This is a genomic window from Pleurocapsa minor HA4230-MV1, assembly GCA_019359095.1.
Taxonomy (GTDB): Bacteria; Cyanobacteriota; Cyanobacteriia; order Cyanobacteriales; family Xenococcaceae; genus Waterburya; species Waterburya minor.
Genome location: JAHHHZ010000030.1, coordinates 62886 through 80262 on the forward strand (window position 1 = coordinate 62886; position 17377 = coordinate 80262).

Annotated in this window: 12 protein-coding genes; 5 read left to right on the top strand and 7 right to left on the bottom strand. The window is 40.6% G+C overall.

What is annotated here, in order from left to right:
* Positions 1-106 precede the first annotated feature (106 nt).
* The 4 genes from KME09_21745 to KME09_21760 all read right to left on the bottom strand — a co-directional run bounded on the left by KME09_21745 (position 107) and on the right by KME09_21760 (position 5121).
* Positions 107-1162: a hypothetical protein gene (locus tag KME09_21745; GenBank protein MBW4536560.1), complete on the bottom strand. Its 1056-nt coding sequence runs from the start codon at positions 1160-1162 to the stop codon at positions 107-109.
* 515 nt (positions 1163-1677) lie between these two features.
* A complete protein-coding gene (locus tag KME09_21750) occupies positions 1678-2364 on the bottom strand; it encodes an MBL fold metallo-hydrolase (protein MBW4536561.1) in 687 nt (228 codons plus the stop codon).
* Positions 2365-2634: 270 nt separating this feature from the next.
* Positions 2635-4326, bottom strand: coding sequence for a solute carrier family 26 protein (locus tag KME09_21755; GenBank protein ID MBW4536562.1), 1692 nt, complete (start codon positions 4324-4326; stop codon positions 2635-2637).
* A 231-nt stretch (positions 4327-4557) separates the two neighbouring features.
* Positions 4558-5121, bottom strand: a complete 564-nt coding sequence (locus KME09_21760) for a hypothetical protein (GenBank protein ID MBW4536563.1) — start codon at positions 5119-5121, stop codon at positions 4558-4560.
* 608 nt (positions 5122-5729) lie between these two features.
* Here KME09_21760 and aroA point away from each other — a divergent pair.
* Complete coding sequence (gene aroA / locus KME09_21765) at positions 5730-7079, top strand: 3-phosphoshikimate 1-carboxyvinyltransferase (protein ID MBW4536564.1); 1350 nt, start codon at positions 5730-5732, stop codon at positions 7077-7079.
* A 342-nt stretch (positions 7080-7421) separates the two neighbouring features.
* Here aroA and KME09_21770 read toward each other — a convergent pair whose 3' ends face one another.
* Together KME09_21770 and KME09_21775 are read right to left on the bottom strand one after the other, a co-directional pair.
* Complete coding sequence (locus KME09_21770; GenBank protein ID MBW4536565.1) at positions 7422-7640, bottom strand: hypothetical protein; 219 nt, start codon at positions 7638-7640, stop codon at positions 7422-7424.
* 262 nt (positions 7641-7902) lie between these two features.
* Complete coding sequence (locus KME09_21775) at positions 7903-10524, bottom strand: chloride channel protein (GenBank protein ID MBW4536566.1); 2622 nt, start codon at positions 10522-10524, stop codon at positions 7903-7905.
* 237 nt (positions 10525-10761) lie between these two features.
* On the opposite strand from KME09_21775, the gene KME09_21780 reads away from it, so the two are divergent.
* From KME09_21780 to KME09_21790, 3 genes are all read left to right on the top strand, one after another.
* On the top strand, positions 10762-12609 hold the full coding sequence (locus KME09_21780) for a hypothetical protein (protein MBW4536567.1): 1848 nt from the start codon (positions 10762-10764) through the stop codon (positions 12607-12609).
* 188 nt (positions 12610-12797) lie between these two features.
* Positions 12798-13709 (top strand): ParA family protein, encoded by a 912-nt coding sequence (locus KME09_21785; GenBank protein ID MBW4536568.1) that lies wholly within the window; start codon positions 12798-12800, stop codon positions 13707-13709.
* A gap of 3 nt (positions 13710-13712) precedes the next feature.
* Positions 13713-15956: a peptide chain release factor H gene (locus KME09_21790; GenBank protein MBW4536569.1), complete on the top strand. Its 2244-nt coding sequence runs from the start codon at positions 13713-13715 to the stop codon at positions 15954-15956.
* Positions 15957-16005: 49 nt separating this feature from the next.
* On the opposite strand, the gene KME09_21795 is transcribed toward KME09_21790, so the two are convergent.
* Entirely contained in the window at positions 16006-16449 is a 444-nt protein-coding gene (locus KME09_21795) for an SRPBCC family protein (protein MBW4536570.1), read from the bottom strand.
* Between the two features lie 87 nt (positions 16450-16536).
* Here KME09_21795 and ttcA point away from each other — a divergent pair, with 87 nt between their 5' ends.
* Positions 16537-17343 (top strand): tRNA 2-thiocytidine(32) synthetase TtcA, encoded by an 807-nt coding sequence (gene ttcA / locus KME09_21800; GenBank protein MBW4536571.1) that lies wholly within the window; start codon positions 16537-16539, stop codon positions 17341-17343.
* Positions 17344-17377: the final 34 nt, after the last annotated feature.

A 17377-nucleotide genomic window follows, 5' to 3' on the forward strand; every position in this document is an offset into this window, starting at 1 on the left:
TTCAGTTGAGTAAAATACATAAGCTAAAAGCTAAAAGCTATATTCTTTAGGAAAAACTAGTTAATCAATAACGTGGTCTATTCAATTAAAACCTACTGTAAGACAATCAACCTTCTTTCGACTGATTGAGATGCCCGTTTTCTAAAGATACGATTGAATTTTTTAAAGCAATTAGTTTGTTTTTTCTGTGTCTTTTTGCTGCGCTTTCCTTTATGCCTGGCGACGAATAGTTTATCTGTTTAATTAACTCTTGAACGTTCTGTAAAATTGTATTGCAAATCAAATCTAATGGTAGAGCGTGAGGATGATGACCAAAAGGCTCTTCAAGTTGTGAGCCTATTTGTTTGATCGCAAATAAAATTATACTGACAACAGTAACAATTAAAATAGTAAATCCGCGAAAATAAAAAAGTACTTCAAATGGTAGTAGTAAGCAATAAAAAATTACTAATTTTCTCAGTACTAAAGTATAAATAATTGGTTGTGGAGTCTTTAAAATACGTTCACAACCACCTAAAATATCAACTAAATTATCAACCAAACTATGTAACGCTACTAACTGATAAATATGTATACAGTTCTGGTCGCATTCAAATTGTAAGTAATCTCCAAGCCAAAAAGCAATCTGTAATGGAGGATGAGCTGAATTATATTTAAGTTGATAAAATTGATTTGTAGATACTAGTGAAATAAGTTCATCATTAACTTTTTCCGATCTTAAATGTAACTTCATCGCGATGGCAAAGGCAACAACTAATAATAGAATCTCTTCTTTTTCTTTTTGGTTTTTGGGATGTTTAGCTTGAACTACAATGCAAATATCACGAGTTAAGTTGCGCACAACATTAACTAAATTTCCCCATAATTTACGAGCTTCCCAAAATCTTTCATTAGCTGTATTAGTTCTAAAAACCAATAACGAAGGTAAGCCAAGATTAAACAGGATCAATAATGTAGATATGGCACGATCATTTTCTGGGATTAAAACGGGAAATGTCCATCGACAATAAATTAACAGCAACACAAAACTGTAACTAGCGAAAAAAACCACCCATGGTAGGATCTCAGCAAAAATAGAGTTGCCTAATAAAAATGTTAGCTGTAGCCAACTTAATTTTTTACCAGTATAAAGCTTATATTTTTGACTAAATGTATTTGACATTATTACCCTGGAGAATTGATCCGTTATACTTATCAATAAAAATTCAATTTTTATCTTGAGCTTAAAATTTTTATCTGGGGCTTAAAATAATATCAATCAAGCAATTTACAACATAATCGATAATAGATTGGTTTGAATAAATAACATAGATTAAAGCAATTAGGAAAAGCAATAATAGATTAATTTCAATAATAACTATTGAATATTACACTGAACTAATTCAAGTTATCAATATTTTTACTAGCTTAAAAACCATCTGAACTTTAGATTGTAAACAGTTTAAGTATTAAAGGAGCTATAGCCTGTTTACTTGATTACTGGATTTAGAATCTTCAGTTTAATGAGCAAAATTTATTTTGTTGACCATGCTCTTATTTTATAAGATTTAATTAAGCATAACAAGTTTAATTAACTATTTAAATTAATAGCTAATTATCTAGTTAGCATGTATGTCTGAAAATAGATCCTTCAGGGTTTTTAGATCTCTTTGAGATCGCTCTTATTTTATTTTATGCTCACTTACGACCACATTGTTGGTTAGCTGGTACTGCTTCGGTCATTTTTTGAGGAGCGGGAAGATTGAGATTATTCATAAACTGAATAAAGTTAGCCCGATCTCTACCTGCAAAACGAGGATTCTCGCTTTTTTCTACCCCAATGGTGGAAACTGTTTGTCCTTTATAGTCATGGGCAGGATAAACTAAGGTTGAATCAGGTAGAGTAAACAATCTGGTGGTGACTGAATCATATAATGTACCTGCATCCCCAGCTTGAAAATCGGTGCGACCACATCCACGAATAAATAAAGCATCTCCTGTTAAGACTCTTTCTTGATTTACTAAATAAGCCATATGACTATCAGTATGTCCAGGAGTGGAGATCGCTTTAATCACAATTGAACCTAATTCTAAATCCTCTTCATCTTGAATATAGCGGTCAGCACAATCAGCTTGAGCCTTGGCGGGAAGAATACCCAGGCAGCCAGTCAATTCCCGCAGCTTACCCGTACCCGTAATATGGTCGGCGTGAATATGGGTTTCTAGGCAGTAGCGCAGATTTAAACCTAATTCTTGAAGTAGCTTTAAATCCCGTTCTACCTGTTCTAAGACAGGATCGATTAATATGGCTTCTTGTCGCTCTAAATCTGCTAATAAGTAAGTATAAGTACTTGATTCACTGTCATATAGCTGGCGAAATAACATTTGCCGTCTCCATTGACGAAGAGTAAATTATGCTTCACCTTGAGATTAAACGAATAATTTAAAAAACTTGTAAAGCTTTGATCAATGATCAATGAGCAGTGAACATTGATCAATTGATAACGAAGTGCGATATGCCCTAAAGGAATAACTTCGTGTCGCGGAGCGGTATCTCCAACTATGCGAGACAAGTCCTTTAGGACGCGAAGGACGGACGCGCCAGCTAATCCTTTAGGACGAGCTTGCGAGCTAATCCTTTAGGATAAATAGAAATTATTTCCTTTCAAAAGCGGCGATCGCTGTAGGCAGAGTAGGATAAATATGTTCGGCGGTCATATTCTTGAGAAACCCTGCCCGTTCAAGATTCAAATATAAATCTTGTTTGACTCGTGCCATGGCAAAGGTAATGTTTTTAGAAGCTAATTCAGCTCTCAATTCTGACAACATATCGATCGCCGTAATATCAATTTCGACATTGGCTTCCATATTGAGAACAAACCATTCCACGGGTACTGATTCAGCTTCAATGGCTAAAAGCGATCGCTGTTTGAAATTTTCGGCATTAGCAAAACATAAAGGCGCATCATAGCGATATATTAGTAGTCCTGGAATGGTTGTTGCACCCTCCCAGTCTTCAATATCATGAAGTCCAGCTAAATCGGGAACTGTTCCGAGTACAGCATCATGGGGACGAGCAACCCGAGAAAATAGCTCAATTACTGAGAGGCTAACCGCTATTCCCACGCCGACTAAAATATCGGTTGCTAATACGGCAAGGGTGGTGATAATAGCCAGGAGAAATTCACTACGGCGAAATCGATATAGTCTAATAAATTGGGCAATTTCAATTAATCTGGTGGCAGCATAAATAACAATTGCTCCTAAAGCAGCTTTGGGAAATAAAGCTAATACGGGACGTAAAAACAGCAGCACCACAATCACCGCCACCATTGCTACCAATGAAAATAGCTGGCTTTTGCTCCCTACCGAATCGCCAATTACGGTACGACTAGCGCTACCGCTAATCGGAAACCCCTGCATTAGTCCGTTACCCAAGTTTGCCAAACCCAAAGCTAATAGTTCTTGATTGGCATCAATTTTATAGTTATGGCGAGTGGCAAATGCTCTGGCTGTCAATACGTTATCAGAATAGCCGACAATAGAAATTCCCACCGCAGCAGCAACTAAAGAGCTTAAATCTTGAAATGAGATCTGAGGAAGAGCGAACTGAGGTAAGCCAGCGGGAATTTCTCCCACTACCGCCACTCCACGAGCATTAAGATCGAATATTGCCACTGCTGCGGTGGATAATAAAACAGCTATCAAAGGTATGGGTGCAGTCGGGAAACGACGCTGTAAAGTAAACAGGAAAATTAAAACAGCAATGCCCAAAATTAACGTCGGCGTGTGGGCTAGCTGTAGTTTACTCACAAATTCACTAATCTGACCAAAAAAAGCATCTGCTTCAATCTCAATTTTGGCAATCTTACCTATTTGCCCGCCAATCATAATTAGGGCAATTCCTGCCATGTAGCCAATTAGTACAGGTTTGGAAAGCAAATCGGCTAAAAACCCTAATTTGGCAATATAACCTGCAAGACAAACTAACCCCATGACGATTGCTAGTAATGCAGCCAGACTAATATAAGTATCGCTCCTCGTTGCTGCCAAAGGCGCGATCGCTACAGCCGTCATCACTGCGGTACTGGATTCGGGCCCAATCGAAAGCTGAGTCGAAGAACCGAATATGGCATAGATAATCATCGGCGGTAAAATTGCCCATAAACCTGCCACTGGCTCCACCCCTGCTAACTCCCCATAAGCCATACATTGCGGAATCAAATATGCCGCCACCGTCAACCCAGCCAATATATCTCCCCGTAGCCATTCACGGCGATAAGATAACAGTTTTTTCAACCCAGGCATTGGAATTGAAGAGGAGTTACGAGTTTTGGCTTTGATCATGTGCTGCGGACAACTAGGTTAAAAATAAGACAGGGATTGGGTATTGGGAGTTATTGGAGTGGTGGAGTTATTGGAGTATTACCCCCTCTATCTCACCTTACAAGGGTAGGTTTTTTACAATTAGGAAGAATTAGCCAAGGATCGACATAACTATCATCCCATCTAGCTAAGAGAGTGCAATCAATTGGGTTGGTTTTAAAGCAGGTAATTCGTCCTGACCAATTCTTGAGTTTAGGAGTCACAATTGTTGCTAAGGCAAGCCTTAGAATCTGAACCTAAATTGCAGTATTGACCTTGATGATTGATTCTTAAAAATGGATGCCAACCGAGAGCAACAATCTCTTCATACAGCCAATCAGCATACAATCCTCTATCGGCACTGACAATTACGAAGTAATCCTTTGGCACAATATCTTTGAGAGATTGAAATAGCTCTTTCCAATAGGGCTTCCAACTTCCCTTAGATGTTCCTTTGACAACTTTCCATGCCACAGGAATAGAACATCTACGGTAGAGGACATTAATCGACAGGACAGTAAAATTCTGACCGATATTAGTCGCATCCATTCTTATCGGCAGCTCTTGATTAGTTTGAGGCAGCAAATCAATGATCCATTTCAGTAACGAACTAAAACATTCGCTTACTTCAAGTGAAGCTCTTTTAGTATTTGTTTTTGCTTTAGATTCCCCTGATTTGTACCACTCTTTTAATCTTTGTCTGACTGTATTTTCTTGTTCTTGATTTACTTTAGCGATTAGGTTTGACACTTTGGTTAAACTACTTGAATGTGTCATTACTATTCTAAAGCTCCAAGTTGCTAACTCATTAACTTGCGGTAGACTCAAATCAGGAAATCTACAACTGACAATCTGTTTCCAATCTTTGAGATGTTGATTTGATTTTATCTCTCAAGCATTTTATTTAGTTTCTTATTTTACTTTTATCTCTTTTTTGAGCCTTTACTCACACCTTGGTAAAAAACCTACCCTTGTGAGGATAGGGAGATAGGGAGATGGGGAGATAATTATTGCCCCAAGTCCCTACGTAAAAAATATAGAGTAAATTAAATTAGCAGGTGCGTAACACCAGCGTCCAACGAACAGGATTCGTAATCTCAGAGAGAAACGATTTTTTTCCCTTCTTACGAAGTTTGCTTATCCGAAGGTGTATCCTTTAGGACAACGGGGGAAACCCCCGCGACGCGAAGGACGGACGCGCAGCTAATCCTTTAGGGCGAAGCTAATCCTTTAGGACTATTCCTTTAGGGCAACGCAAATTCGCGCTTTTCCCTTTAACCTTTTCCCAGCCTCAGCAGATTAATTTGTTTCTTAGGAGTTAGTTATTCCTGTTGAAATCCATATTCTGCTAACATTAGCTACGAAAATTATTGTCAGATTACCTCATGGCTTCTCCGATTGTCAGTATTCAAGACGGTGCAGAAAATTCGCAGCAGTTGTTAATCAATCCTCGTAGCGGAGGAAGTTCGGTTCAGGGTAAGCTCACTATTCCAGGCGATAAGTCCATTTCTCATCGGGCATTGATGTTAGGAGCGATCGCCGAAGGAGAAACAATTATTGAAGGCTTGCTTTTAGGGGAAGATCCTCGCAGTACTGCTGCCTGTTTTCGAGCAATGGGCGCTAAGATTTCCGAGTTGAATTCCCAACGAGTTACTGTTACAGGAGTCGGCTTAGGTAACTTGCAAGAACCAAATGATGTTTTGGATGCGGGTAATTCGGGAACAACTATGCGCTTGATGCTGGGTTTATTAGCTTCTCACAGCGATCGCCTGTTTACCGTCACAGGAGATAGTTCTCTGCGATCGCGTCCTATGTCGCGGGTAATTAAACCTTTAACTCAAATGGGCGCTAGTATCTGGGGTCGTCAGGGCAATTCTCTTGCTCCTCTAGCAGTGCAGGGAAGGCAGCTACAACCCACTCACTATCATTCGCCTATTGCTTCGGCACAGGTTAAATCCTGCATCCTCCTAGCAGGATTGATGGTCGATGGTCAGACTACCGTAACCGAACCTGCTTTGTCCCGTGACCATAGCGAAAGGATGCTACAAGCTTTTGGCGCAAATTTAGAGATCGATCGCCATACCCACAGCGTTACTCTAACAGGACAGCCTACTTTGCGCGGACAAAAAGTGATTGTCCCTGGAGATATTAGTTCTGCTGCCTTTTGGTTAGTAGCAGGGGCAATTGTTCCCGATTCAGACTTGCTAATTGAAAATGTGGGAGTGAATCCGACTCGCACAGGAATTCTCGAAGCCTTGGAGATGATGGAAGCAGATATTACTAGGCTCAACGAGCGAGTAGTAGCAGGAGAGCCTGTAGCCGACTTAAGAGTGCGATCCAGTCAGCTGAAAGCCTGTGAAATTGCAGGTGATTTAGTTCCTCGCCTCATTGATGAAATTCCGATTCTGGCTGTGGCTGCTGCCTTTGCTGAAGGAATAACCGTAATCAAAGATGCTGCCGAGTTGAGAGTCAAAGAAAGCGATCGCCTTGCCGTCATGGCGACAGAATTAGGCAAAATGGGCGCAAAAATTACTGAATTAGAGGATGGGCTGCAAATTACAGGAGGATACGAGCTTCAAGGTGCAGAGACCGATAGCTTTGGCGATCATCGAATTGCCATGAGTTTAGCGATCGCTGCTTTAAATGCTCAAGGTCAAACAACCATCAATCACGCTGAGGCAGCTTCGATCTCTTATCCCAATTTTGTTGCTACCCTAACTACAGTTTTGCAGTAGTTAGAAATATAGCAATACCAAACAATGTTAGGGCGTTTTTTTCTACTACCTACACCTATATGCGGAGCGGTATACCATTTGCGAAGCTTATCCTTTAGGACAAGGGTATATCCGAAGGTGTATCCTTTAGGACAATATGCCACGGCATATGCGCAGCAGTATCCTTTAGGACTAGCTGACGCGAAGCTAACCCTTTAGGGTCGCGTCGTCCTTTAGGACTACCTAGTCAAAATGGTCAATATGTGGCTTAAGCTCTAACGGCTAGTTGACTAAACACCACAATTACCCAATAATGATTTATACAATAGTTAAATCAATCTTTAAATTTTCTAGATTGCACTTCTAGATTGCAGCAACTGGTTGTCCCGATTGTAAAGGGGCGATCGCTGATTTAAGGCCAGAGGAATTAAACTTTATTGACGTACTTTTGTTAAGGCTTACTTGAGAATCGGCGTTAGGAATTTCCGCTCGACAGTGACTACAAAGCCAAAAACTGCGACGGCTACTAAGGTGTAGGAGCATTGAACTGGAACAGCAGGGGCAAGAACTGTTAACATTCATAATTTTTTACCGTAATATATCTAAACAAAAAAGGATTTAAAACTTAATTTCTTTCTATATATCCAATATAAATAAGATTTTTATAAATTAAAGGAATTGTCAAAGTACGCAACACTTTTGTCAAGAAACCTTAAAAGTTTTGCCAAGATACTGTGACTTTTCAGGAATAGATGTTAAGCAAATCTGGATAATCAAACGGCTTTTATGCAACCTGTTAATATGTTGCCTCAGATAGCAAAAACGGTCTGTATTATTGATAACTTTATTTAGCTGAATTGCGAAAAATAATTACGGTACTGTTGGCATGATGGGCGATCGCTTCAGGAATATTACCATTTATTACATTTTGTAGTAATCCTTCATTACTCGCCCCCAAAACCACCAAGCCATATTTTTTATATTGGGTTAATTCAATCACAGCTTTTGAGACGGAATCACTGGTAATCAGTAGGGAAAAAATGGGACAGCTTAGGGTATTTTTTAGCAGTTCGACAGCCTGTTCAAAATCGGGGGTGTAGCGTCGCCCTAAATTGGCAGAAGATATCTGACATAATTGTATTTTGGGCGGAATAGGGTGCAGATTAGCTAGAGCAGGCAAAATAGTTAACAGCTTATTAATGCGATCGCCCCCCGTGGTGGGAATTAGCCATTTATGCCGTAGTTCAAGCTGTTGAGGAAAGGCATGAGGTGCAGTCCCAAGCTTAATCAGCATCAAATCGCAAGCTGCTTGCAAGATTAAAGTATCGACCACGTTACCAAAAATCGATTCGATTCCCGAGCTTTTGCCTTTCCAACCCATGAGTAGCAAGTCAATCTGCTCTCTGGTAATAGTTTCTAAAATAGCTTCACTAATATCTGTGGCAACGCGAATTTGGGTATGGAGAGAAATTCCAGATGCTTTACCCCAGTCCTCTAATTGTTGCATTAATTGGCGATCGGCAGCCGTTTCCACCTCAGCTTGGGCGGGAAAAACATAATTAGGAACACAGATCACGCGCAAACATTGAATTTCGTAATTATGATACCTGGCGATCGCTTCAGCAATTTGTAACAAAGCATCTATATTTTCAGGATTTGCCAGGGGTAATAAAATACGCCCTTTTCCTGTGGCGGGGGAACGACTTTGATACACTACGTAAGAAGGCTCAAGACGAGCTTTTGGTAGATGATCGTAATTTAGCTGTTTGGCTTCGGCTTTAATAATGTCGCTGCGGGTAATAATTCCCAGAAGTTTACAACCTTCCGTAACGGGTAAACGAGAAAGTTGATAGCGATTAAGCAGGTATAAAACATCCGCTAAAGAAGTTTCAAGACCGACTGAGATCGGGTGAGGAGTCATAATATCTTTGAGCAGCATAGACGTTGTTTGCTGGCTATCTTGAGGAATATCTGACTGAGCAATAATTCCTACCAGTTTGCCGTCTTCTACTACAGGAAAACCGCGATGATGCGATCGCGATATTGCCTTAACCAACTCTGGCAAAGGGAGATTACTAGGGAGAGTTTCTACTTTAGGCTGCATCACATCATTTGCCGTCAACTCCGCCATAAAGTCATGGTTCGGATTATCTTCCGTTAATTCAATCCCGCTAATTTCTAGTAAATGCTCATATAGAGAACCTTTGGAGACGCTTTCCGCCACAATATAGGCTACGGCACAGGTAATCATCAGCGGTAGTACCAAATTAAAGTCTGCCGTCATTTCAAACACAATAATAATTGCCGTTACAGGAACTCTAACTACCGAGGTGAAAAATGCTCCCATACCTGTTAGGGCAAATGTATAGGGGGATTCCGAACTAATTAAAGCTACTTCCGTCAACCCCACCAAATATCCCAAAGCCGAACCTAAGACCAAGGCAGGAGCAAATAAACCCCCTGGCGCACCTGCACTATAGGCCAAAATCGTCAGACAGAATTGAGCCACAAAAACGATGGCTGTCGTCTGCCAGCTAAACTGTCCAGCGATTAACAATTCTCTTAATCCCGCATTGTCTTGAAAAAAGGGAGGCAGCCAAGCAATTACTGTGCCTGAAATCAATCCTGCCAAGCCGATTTGGATCGGCATGGGGAAAGGGAAGGTACGACTAAACTTCATCCCGCGAATAATCCCTCGGTTAAAAATCCCTCCCAATACTCCTGCCAGGATCCCCAAAACAAGATAAAAGGGAATTTCGCCGACAGCAAAACTACCTTGACGCGCAGAATCAATTGCTTCCAGAGGAACGTTAAAATGCGTTGAACCAAGAATGCGGGAGACAACAGCACCAGTAAATGAAGCAGCGATCGCAGTTTCGAGAGTCAACCCTGAAATATCCCGCATCAACTCTTCGACTACGAACAGCACCCCAGCAATAGGAGTATTAAAACCTGCTGCCAAGCCTGCCGCTGCCCCTGCTGCGATCATCTGACGACGATTAGTTGGCGAATTAGGAATCCAGCGACTAACCTGCGCTCCTAATGCTGCTCCAATATGTACCGTGGGGCCACGACGACCTACTGTAAAACCCGCCCCCACGACTAAAATAGTAGCGAGAGTTTTAACCAAGGCAGTACGTAGATTTAAAGTTACGGGATATTTAGCTAAAGCTGCCTTTACCTGGGGAATACCACCCCCAGCAGCAGCAGGAGACAAAACCTGGATGATCACTCCCGCCATAGTACCAAAAACTAAACCCATTAAGGGTAAAACAATCTTTCCCCCAATCAGATTTGCTGTCTGTACCCGCCAACCTCCCAGCCAGCCAATACCCTGCTTGAGCATTACCGCAGCTAGAGCCGAAAATAAACCGATTAAACAGGCTTCTAATAAAGCGTAGCGAGTATCAAGAGAACTATTTGCCAACCATGAAGATTTTTGCACCTTAGCCAGCAGCTTTTTCATTCTCTCAGAGCGGGTTTTGAACTAAATTTGGACTTAAAAACTTAATCTACATCCTAAACTGTTTAGGTTTTCCTGGGTAGTTCAGCAAACAGAATTTTGTTCTAGATAAAGTTGTCTTAAACCAAGTAAATACACGGCATTCTCTGCCACAAGAAATATGGGATAAACACTGTTTGCAACCAAATAAACCATGATTACATTGGTAGGTAAGTTTATTTCAAAAATCAGGTGATTTCCATGGTTCAACCTTCAGCATCTGAGCAGTATCTGCTCGAATTAATTAATCGCGCCCGTTTTAATCCCTTGGGAGAAGCAAATTTATTTGGCATAGATTTAAATGCTGGATTGCCTGCCAATACTATTTCTAGTGATTCCAAGCAACCGCTCGCTTTTAATCTCTTATTAATTGATGCAGCGCGATCGCACAGTCAATGGATGCTAAACACAGATATTTTCGATCATACAGGGGAAAAAATAGATGGAAAAGACAGCGATCCAGGCGATCGCATGAGACGTGCAGGATATCAGTTTACTGGTAATTGGACTTGGGGTGAAAATATTGGGTATACGGGAACTACAGGGATACTTAACGTGAACAATGCTGTAGCTGAAGTAAATAAGGGATTATTTAAAAGTTATGGTCATCGTGTAAATATCTTAGACAATAGTTTTCGTGAAATTGGTTTAGGTAATCTGACAGGAGACTTTAAAGGCTATAATTCCTTAATGGTGACACAAAACTTTGCCACATCTGGCTCAAATGTTTTCCTTACAGGTGTAACTTATAATGACTTAGTTTCAGAAGATGAATTTTATACCATAGGAGAAGGTTTAGCAGGAATTAAAATAACCGCAGTTCGCCAGTCTGATAATACTTCATACTCTACACTTAGTATGATGGCTGGTGGCTACCAGATGGCATTATTAGCGGGAACCTATAATGTCAGCTTTTCGGTAAATAATCAAACTATAGGCAACTCTACTCAGATTACTATTGGTTCAAAAAATATTAAATTAGACTTAAATACTGATAATATTCTTAATCTTTTCTATGGTGCTGATGGTAATGATTCCTTAGACGGCAGCATAGGCAACGATACGCTAATCGGCGGAACAGGAAACGACTATTTTAGTGGTTTGGATGGTCTAGATACTATCTATGGTGATGCAGGAAATGACACGTTAAATGGCGGCAATGGTAATGACAAACTTTATGGTGGAACAGAAAACGATACGCTCATTGGCGGAGCTGGCACTGACAATTTAACAGGAGACATTGGCAATGATTCTTTAGACGGTGGAGTAGATCTTGATGTACTTGATGGCGGCGATGGCGATGATACGTTAAATGGCGGTGATGGTAATGACAGACTCTATGGTAAAACTGGCAACGATTTGCTAATCGGCGAAACAGGAAACGACTATTTTAGTGGTTTGGATGGTCTAGATACTATCTATGGTGATGCAGGAAATGACACGTTAAATGGCGGCAATGGTAATGACAAACTCTATGGTGGAACAGAAAATGATACGCTCATTGGCGGAGCTGGCACTGACAATTTAACAGGAGACAGTGGCAATGATTCTTTAGACGGTGGAGTGGATCTTGATGTACTTGATGGCGGCGATGGCGATGATACGTTAAATGGTGGCGCTGGCAATGACAAACTTTATGGTAAAATTGGCAACGATTTACTAATCGGCGGAACAGGAAACGACTATTTTAGTGGTTTGGATGGTCTAGATACTATCTATGGTGATGCAGGAAATGACACGTTAAATGGCGGCTATGGTAATGACAAACTTTATGGTGGTGCTGGTAATGACACCATGATTGGTGGTGCTGGTGCGGATATTTTTGCCCTTGCATCAGGTCAAGGCACAATCGTGATTAATGACTTTGCTAATGGTACTGATTTCTTGGGTTTCACGGGTTCTTTAGATTTCAGTTATTTAAGTATTGTTGATAATTCTGCTGGAACAGGGGCGATAATTTATGACCTGAGTAACAATAATGCTGTATTGGCGAGTATTGTTAACGTTAGTGCTGTTAATCTTACACAGGCAGACTTTACCACTGCATAGATTGTTAGAGTGAATCTTCATCGAAATCTAGGGTTTATGGCTAATAATTAACAGCAGCATACTTTAGGTAGCATAAAAAACTACCTAAATAAAACCAAAACTTTAGAAAATATTATGATTTACCGTTGCCACAATCCTAATTGAGACACTAACGTTAACAAGAACAGTTAGAATTAGGAATTTCAAATATGGGAACTATCATCAGCACCGTCAACATGAAAGGCGGGGTAGGCAAAACTACTCTGACTGTTAATCTGGCTACCTGTTTGGCACAAAAACACAAGAAGCGAGTTTTGGTTTTAGATTTAGATTCACAAATCAGCGCCACCTTGAGTTTACTTTCTCCCCATGATTTTGCTAAGTTGCGCAAAAAAAAGCATACTCTTAGCTATCTGCTAGAAAATGCGATCGACCCCAATCCTTGGAGTAAGTTAAATATCGATGATATTATTGTGCCTCAGATTTGCGGTATTCACGGCTTGGAATTGTTGCCAGGAGACATCGAACTTTATGATGAGTATCAAGTTTCAGAAATGCTTCACCAACAGGCGATCGCCAAAAATGAACAAGAGTTTCAAAAGGTGTGGGATGATTTTGAACGGGTTCTAATTCGACAGATTCTTGAGCCAGTGATTGACTATTATGATTTTATTATCCTCGATTGCGCTCCTGGTTACAATCTATTGACCCGTAGTGGTCTTGCTGCCAGCGATTTTTATCTTTTACCTGCTAGACCAGAACCGCTATCTCTAGTGGGGATTCAGCTATTAGAAAGAAGAATTGCTAAACTAAAAGAAAGTCACAAAGAAACCCATCCTGTGAACGTTCAGCTTTTGGGGATTGTCTTTATTCTTTCTGCTGGTGGATTAATGGGTAGATACTATAAGCAGGTGATGAAAAGAGTTGAAGACGACTTTGTTCCCGAACAATTGTTTAGTCAATCAATTCCGATGGATGTAAACGTGGCTAAAGCAGTTGATTTATTTACGCCTGTTTCTGTAGCTATGCCTAACTCGGCAGGATCTAAAGCATTTATGAGGTTGAGTGATGAGTTGTTGGCTAAAAGTTCAGTTAAACAAGAATTAGCTGCTGTAACTTAAGCAGTGAATATTTATTGGCTTTCACAAATTCAGTATGCAGAACAATCGTTGGTTGGGGATGAACTTTTTATTCTCAGCCAATTACTTCAAGATGAATGTTCAATTTTGCCTGGGTTTGTTTTAGGTAATAATTTGTGGCGCGAGTTTTTACGGCTGAGTGATGAGGAATTATTAACCAGATTTAGCCAAGATGAGGATGAAGACTATCAAAGCAGACAAGCTTTTGCTCGTAATAGTCGGCAGCTGATCCAGCAAACAAAAATACCGCAAATTTGGCAAACAGAAATATTTCAGGCAGCACAACAACTAGATTCTCCTAGTTTAATTCTACAACCTTGTCTAATTACTCCTTACGGCGAAAAGATTAGGGCAAATACATTATGGCGATCGCATACCTGCAATTGCAATGATGAAGCTATAATTGCAGCACTTAAATCAGTCTGGTCAGAGTTATTCACCGCTAGTAGTCTGATCTATTGGCAGAAATTAGGCTTGAGTCCAGATCTGATCGGCTTGTCAGTGTTAGTTAGACCTCTTAAAAGTGCTTATGCTTCAGGAATTGTCGAAATCAGCAATGATTTCATTGCCATCAAAGCCAATTGGGGTTTAGAACAAAGCTTACTTCAAGGAGATGCTGAACCTGATGAATATTATCTAGACCGCGATCTCAAGCAAATAATCTCCCAACACCTAGGCCATAAAAACTATGCATATCGGGTAAAAGACGTTGGTTTATCTACACCGTTCCCTGATTGCTTAGAAGCATATCTACCTCCAGAAAATCTGGCTGCAACCTATGTCTTAAACCAGGAAGCGATCGCGCAATTAATTAAGCTTGCTCAAGAAATACTCCAACAACAGCCTCAAATAAAATATTTAGTCTGGACTGCATTTAACTCACCATCAAATACTGCACCGTATTTCTACTTTACTCAGTTGAGCGATCGCCTAATGTCTCACACTGCTATAGCTGACAAGATAACTAACGTGATGTCTTTACCGAAGATCGCACCTTTAGTATCTGGCATCGCAGTATCACCTGGCACTATTCAAGCAGAGATAGCAGTTATCCCAGATCTCGATACTCATCTCCAGCCAATTCCCACGGGTTCAATTCTAGTAACTAAAGCAATCGATCCTCAACACATCCCTTTAATCAAACAGGTAACAGGAATTATTACCGAGATTGGCGGAAAAAATAGCCATGCTGCCATAGTTGCGCGGGAACTTGGTATTCCTGCGATCGCCAACGCCATCAACGCCACCAACATTCTGCATCATGGCGATCGGCTCTTGCTTAATGGTGATAATGGTCAAGTTTATCCCGCGACGGAAGATTTTCAGCTCAAGCGTCCTACTTTAAAAGGCATCTTATCCCCCACCTATCCCATTGCGACCAAACTAATGGTCAATCTTGCTCAACCAGAAAGTGTTGCCCTGATATCCAAGCTGCCAATAGATGGGGTGGGACTATTACGTTCGGAACTAATGTTAGCAGATTTATTATCCTCTCAAGTTTTAGCCCAGTGGCAAGAATCTTTTCAAAGACAGTTTGTGGCGACGCTTAGTAATCATCTGCGTCAGTTTTGCTCTGCATTTGCGCCTCGTCCCATATTTTATCGCTCGTTAGATTTATACGGCAACTCACTTAATCCAGTTTTAGGCGATCGCGGAACCTATCATTATTTAACTAATCCCACCCTATTTGACCTAGAGTTAGAAGCGTTACAAACTATTACAGAAGAAGGTTTTCACAATATCAAGCTCATTCTGCCTTTCGTCCGTAGCGTTGATGAATTTAAATTTTGTTATCGCCGTCTAGAAAACATCGGCTTGACTACTCAAAACTCCTTTCAAGTCTGGATCATGGCAGAAGTACCCTCGGTCATGATGTTGCTACCTGAATATATCCGTGCTGGTGTTCAGGGAATTACTATTGGCACTAACGATTTAACTCAATTACTTCTAGGAGTAGATCGAGAACAAAATCAGTTTAGCGATCGCGGTTTAAACGCCAATCATCCAGCCATGCACAAGGCGATCGCCGAATTAATCAAAACTGCTCATGACTACAATATTGAGTGCTGTATTTGCGGTCAAGCACCTGTGGATTACCCCGATTTAATCGATAAGCTAGTTCAATGGGGAATCGACACCATTTCCGTTGAACCCGATGCCGTCGATCAGACTTATAAAGCGATCGCCCGTGCTGAAAAGCGTATACTTTTAAATCAAGTTAGAAGTTGAAAAATTAATTTTCAGTAATTAGTAATTAGTAATTAGTAATCAGTAATTATTAATCACAATTTGTTTTAGTAACTTGATGACGATAGCGAAACATCTCCTTAAGTCGGGAATCAACCCACCAGCCTAAAAGTAATTCAACGAAGAAGCCGCCAGGAATTTCATAAGCGATCGCATCTGTTAATCTAGTCTTGTTGCCTTCTAGGACAAATTCGTGACGATGTACCCAAGATTTCATCGGTCCATTTGTTTGTTCATCGACAAAAAGACGATTGGGAATGCATTCAATATGAGTCGCAACCCAGCGTACGGGAATACCAGCCAAAGAGAGTCGAAATTCACTAATTGCCCCCACTTCTAAACCTCCTTCACGACGGATGATTTTTACTGGTTGCCAAGGGGGAGTTAAAAGATCGAGAATATCAGGACGTTCATGAAACTGCCAGACGGTTTCTATAGGTGCATCGATTAAGCTGGAATATCTAAAATTGAGCATTTGAGTATTATAAAAGCTAAAAGCTAAAAGCTAAAAGCTAAGAGCTAAACTAATTAACACTAGACTTAATAAATTAAATAATAAAATATGGAAGCTACCAAAGTTCGTACTTCTAATAATTTTAAACGACTCCAGGCGCGATTGCGCGGGCAGGTGGGCAAAGCGATCGCCGATTATCAAATGATCGAAGATGGCGATCGTGTTATGGTTTGTTTGTCTGGAGGGAAAGATTCCTACACGATGTTAGATCTACTTTTGAGCTTGCAGCGTAAAGCACCTGTAAGTTTTGATTTACTAGCAGTTAATTTGGATCAAAAGCAACCAGGATTTCCTCAGCATGTCTTACCAGAGTATCTAGAAGCTTTAAACGTTCCTTATCGCATCGTTGAACAGGATACTTATAGTACCGTCACTAGTATTGTTCCCGCAGGAAAAACCATGTGCGGTTTATGCTCTCGTTTACGACGAGGTATTCTCTATCGGATTGCAGCAGAAGAGGGTATTAATAAGATTGCCTTGGGACATCATCGTGATGATATTGTCGAGACTTTATTCCTAAATATGTTTTATGGAGGAAAGCTTAAAGCTATGCCACCCAAGCTGTTGAGCGATGATCGAAGTAATATTGTCATTCGCCCCTTAGCTTACTGTGGTGAGGCGGAAATTCAAAAATACGCTAGCGTTAGAGAGTTTCCGATCATTCCCTGTAATTTATGTGGTAGCCAGTCAAATCTCCAGCGAGTACAGATCAAACAGATGCTCCAAACTTGGGAAAGAGAATCACCAGGAAGAATTAATAGTCTGTTCAATAGCCTGCAAAACGTTACCCCTTCTCACTTGGCAGATACAGAGTTATTTGATTTTGTTGGTTTAAATACCGTTGTTGATAGCTAACTGCGTCTAAGGTAAATTACGAATCGATCCTGAA

What these genes read in the sequence shown, in the direction of transcription:
- KME09_21780 (MBW4536567.1), top strand. Translation starts at nt 10,762, where the DNA reads ATGGTTCAACCTTCAGCATCTGAGCAGTATCTGCTCGAATTAATTAAT.
- KME09_21755 (MBW4536562.1), bottom strand. Translation starts at nt 4,326, where the DNA reads ATGATCAAAGCCAAAACTCGTAACTCCTCTTCAATTCCAATGCCTGGG.
- KME09_21770 (MBW4536565.1), bottom strand. Translation starts at nt 7,640, where the DNA reads ATGAATGTTAACAGTTCTTGCCCCTGCTGTTCCAGTTCAATGCTCCTA.
- KME09_21795 (MBW4536570.1), bottom strand. Translation starts at nt 16,449, where the DNA reads ATGCTCAATTTTAGATATTCCAGCTTAATCGATGCACCTATAGAAACC.
- KME09_21760 (MBW4536563.1), bottom strand. Translation starts at nt 5,121, where the DNA reads ATGACACATTCAAGTAGTTTAACCAAAGTGTCAAACCTAATCGCTAAA.
- KME09_21745 (MBW4536560.1), bottom strand. Translation starts at nt 1,162, where the DNA reads ATGTCAAATACATTTAGTCAAAAATATAAGCTTTATACTGGTAAAAAA.
- KME09_21750 (MBW4536561.1), bottom strand. Translation starts at nt 2,364, where the DNA reads ATGTTATTTCGCCAGCTATATGACAGTGAATCAAGTACTTATACTTAC.
- aroA (MBW4536564.1), top strand. Translation starts at nt 5,730, where the DNA reads ATGGCTTCTCCGATTGTCAGTATTCAAGACGGTGCAGAAAATTCGCAG.
- KME09_21775 (MBW4536566.1), bottom strand. Translation starts at nt 10,524, where the DNA reads ATGAAAAAGCTGCTGGCTAAGGTGCAAAAATCTTCATGGTTGGCAAAT.
- KME09_21785 (MBW4536568.1), top strand. Translation starts at nt 12,798, where the DNA reads ATGGGAACTATCATCAGCACCGTCAACATGAAAGGCGGGGTAGGCAAA.
- ttcA (MBW4536571.1), top strand. Translation starts at nt 16,537, where the DNA reads ATGGAAGCTACCAAAGTTCGTACTTCTAATAATTTTAAACGACTCCAG.